The following is a 3,182-nucleotide window of genomic DNA, read 5'->3' as shown; positions in this document are numbered from 1 at the left end:
TTAAGTGGGGGTAGTTCACAACCAGGCTGTTCAACATCTTGGCCCCGCTGAGTCGGCGGTGTTCATCAACCTCAATCCGCTCTTTTCGTTGCTTGGGGCGCACTGGTTGCTTGGTGAGCCGATTTCATGGATGCAGCTGGCTGGTTTTCTCTTCATCGTCGCGGGCGTGATGTTCGGTAGCGGGGGGATGGATGACGTGATCGCCCGTTTCCGCCGGGCGAAGGCGGTGGAGGGCGGAAGGAAGGCGGGGATGTAGTAGCCTTGGAATCCCCCACTTCTAGGCCTTGCGTGCAAGTGACGAAACATTCATATCCAGGAATGGAGGGGGCTTCACATTGCGGTCGGCGTCTTGGCTGTCTCTTCTCGAAAAGGGACAGCCATTTTTGTGCCATCGGCAGGATTTTGCTTGATGATGTCGAAAAAGAGAATACGAAACGTATTCGTGTGAGGTGAATGTATGGCGATCGATCACGACCGGTTGTTCAAGGAGTTGTTGCAGACGTTTTTTGAGGAATTTGTGCTTCTCTTCTTTCCGGATATGCACGAGCATATTGATTTCAACCATTTGTCGTTTTTGTCCGAAGAGCTGTTTACGGACGTAACGGCTGGGGAGAAGTACCGCGTTGACCTGCTCGTCGAGACGAAGTTCAAAGGAAAAGACGGATTGATCATTGTTCACGTAGAAAACCAAGCGTACGTTCAATCGTCATTTCCAGAAAGAATGTTTCTTTACTTCAGCCGCTTGTTTGAAAAATACCGCACTCCGATCATTCCGATTGCCGTCTTCAGCTATGATGCCATCCGAGATGAACCCTCTTCGTTCACGCTCTCCTTTCCGTTTGGCGATGTGCTTGACTTTCGCTTTTTCCATGTGGAGTTGCGCAAGCAAAACTGGCGCCAATTCATCCGCACCGACAACCCGGTGGCGGCTGCGCTGCTTAGCAAAATGGGGTATACTGAAAGTGAACGAGTGGAACTGAAAAAGCAATTTTTGCGCATGTTGGTGCGTCTTGAGCTAGACGAGGCAAGACAGCGTTTGTTGATGGGCTTTTTTGAAACGTATGTGAAGCTGTCCGATGAAGAAGAACAACAGCTTCGAAGCGAGGTGGAACAAATGGAGACGAAAGAAAAAGAACGCGTGCTGGAATTGATCATTTCGTACGAGCAAAAGGGAAAAATTCAAGGCCGAAAGGAAGGACGGGAGGAAGGGCGCAAAGAGGGAGCGGAACAAGAAAAACGGCACATTGCGAAACGGATGTTGATGAAAGGGTTTGATGCGCAGACGATTCACGAACTGACCGGATTGCCTGTGACGGAGATTGAGGAAATGAAACAAAGCGGCTTCAAGTGAATGGAAATCAAACAGGCGGGGCAAAAGGCCAGCCCCGCCCTAGCGCGTTGGTTTTGCTGCTGTGGATTCCCGTTTGATCAGTTTCGTAGACAATAGCACTTCCTGAAAAGGTTCGTTCGGGTTGTCCCACCGCCATCGCAACAATTCCACCGCTCGTTTGCCGTAGCGCTTCAGGTCGATGTCGACGGTCGTGATTTTCGGCGTCGCGATTTGCGACAGCTGTCCGTTGTCAAAGCTGCAGACGGAAACGTCATCGGGCACTTTTAGCCCGTACTGCTGCAGGCCGGTGCTGACGAAAAAGCCAAGCCCGTCATTGACGCAAAACCAGGCGGTCGGCTGCCGCTTCAGCTCGCGGATGTAGCCTGCGATGACCGTTTCGTCCTCTTGCGCCTGGCAGAACATCCACTCCTCGTTCGGTTTCACTCCATAGTCTTTCAGCGCCAATAAGTACCCTTCATACCGCTCTTGATAGCTCGGCGAATAGTTGACGTCGCCGACAAACGCGATGTCAGTATGGTTGAGCTCCAACAAATGCTGGACGGCCACATACGCCCCGAACCGATTGTTTGTCAGCACCGCATCGGCTGGAATGTTCGGATGGTGATGGTCGACCAGGACGGTCGGAATGCCGGTGGCGACGATTTGTTGGATGTACTCGGTGCTGATGTGGGAAAGGACGATCACGCCGTCGACTTGTTTTTCCTCGATGAACGAAGGCAAAAGAAGCCGTTCTTTTTGTTCTTTGTTCACCGATTGGATGTGCAGCTTCATGCCGTGTGACAGCGCTTCCTGTTCAATGCTTAAGTAGATTTCGCCAAAAAATTTCAGCGAAAACGTGCGGTCGGAGGCGATGAGGGCGATTTGCCTCGGCGGTTTGCCGCGCGACTTCGCGCGGGAGGCGGGATATTCATACCCCATTTCTTTGGCTACACGCTTCACAAGCTCCCTCGTTTCTTCGCTGACCCCTTCTTTGCCGCGCAGCGCTTGAGAGACCGAGTTTTTGGAAATGTTCAGTCGATCGGCGATGTCTTGCATGGTGACGCGTTTTTTCATTCGCTACCTCCACTTGTTCGCTATTTTGCCTTTCGGTGATTTGAGGTGCCGACAAGGACGGCCGTTGCGATTTTTCGTTTTCCATCATTACAAGTATACATCGAAATCTTGAAGATTGGCTCCGCTTTCGCAGCGTTTGCTTGCTTTCTCTAGTTCAAGTATATCCCTTATGAAAACGAAAGACATTCAACACCTCGGAACAAATATATACGAAATGGTATTGTAACGTTACAATTTCTGATTGTCAAGTTGATGAATTGCGTCTAAACTCACGGTTTTTTCTTGTCTTTTCCGCAAGAAAGAAGTTGACTATTTCGTTGAATCATGAAATAATGTCATTGTAATGTTATAAAATACCGTTACATAAATTTGTTTTTAGCTAACAAGATTGTTCGTCTCCATGATTTGTCACGGGAAGGAGAGGGGTTGTCTGAAGCGGTTGTTTATGTAAGCGTTTTAATCACCTGCTCATCAATACAAGGGGGGAATGGACGATGAAAAAGCGCAAGTGGTTCAAACTGGCTTCGTTGTTGCTTGCCGCTGCGGTGGCGGGAACAGGCTGTCAAGGACAGACCGGGAATGAACAGGGGCAGAAGAAGGAAGGATCAACCGTGCAAATTGAGTTTTGGGCGGCGCCGAATCCGACGCAGCAGGCATTCTGGAAGAAGATGGCGGATCGCTATATGGAAGAGCATCAAAACGTGAAAATCAAAGTATCGCCGATGCCGGAAAGCCCTTCTTCGGAGGCGGGCATTCAGTCGGCGATTGCGGCGGGAAA

Annotated in this window: 3 protein-coding genes and 1 pseudogene; 3 read left to right on the top strand and 1 reads right to left on the bottom strand. The window is 50.2% G+C overall.

Features of this window, described 5'->3' with window-relative positions:
- Nucleotides 1-4 precede the first annotated feature (4 nt).
- Nucleotides 5-256, top strand: coding sequence for an EamA family transporter (locus tag VU18_RS14335; RefSeq protein ID WP_025039390.1), 252 nt, complete (start codon nt 5-7; stop codon nt 254-256).
- 201 nt (nt 257-457) lie between these two features.
- Nucleotides 458-1,351, top strand: coding sequence for an Rpn family recombination-promoting nuclease/putative transposase (locus tag VU18_RS14330; protein WP_013524772.1), 894 nt, complete (start codon nt 458-460; stop codon nt 1,349-1,351).
- Between the two features lie 39 nt (nt 1,352-1,390).
- Here the strand turns inward: VU18_RS14330 and VU18_RS14325 are convergent, their stop codons facing one another.
- Nucleotides 1,391-2,404 carry a substrate-binding domain-containing protein gene (locus VU18_RS14325; RefSeq protein WP_025039389.1) on the bottom strand — a complete coding sequence of 338 codons (1,014 nt, stop codon included), beginning with the start codon at nt 2,402-2,404 and terminating at the stop codon, nt 1,391-1,393.
- 494 nt (nt 2,405-2,898) lie between these two features.
- On the opposite strand from VU18_RS14325, the pseudogene VU18_RS20720 reads away from it, so the two are divergent.
- Nucleotides 2,899-3,182, top strand: a pseudogene (locus VU18_RS20720) (carbohydrate ABC transporter substrate-binding protein); the annotation flags it as partial.

It is taken from the genome of Geobacillus sp. ZGt-1, from assembly GCF_001026865.1.
Classification (GTDB): domain Bacteria; phylum Bacillota; class Bacilli; order Bacillales; family Anoxybacillaceae; genus Geobacillus; species Geobacillus thermoleovorans.
Note: the sequence above shows the minus strand (reverse complement) of the source record. Positions and strands in the feature narration are given on the sequence as shown.

Bases quoted from the DNA above. Each gene is read 5' to 3' on its own strand.
- VU18_RS14330 (WP_013524772.1), top strand. From the start codon at position 458: ATGGCGATCGATCACGACCGGTTGTTCAAGGAGTTGTTGCAGACGTTT.
- VU18_RS14325 (WP_025039389.1), bottom strand. From the start codon at position 2,404: ATGAAAAAACGCGTCACCATGCAAGACATCGCCGATCGACTGAACATT.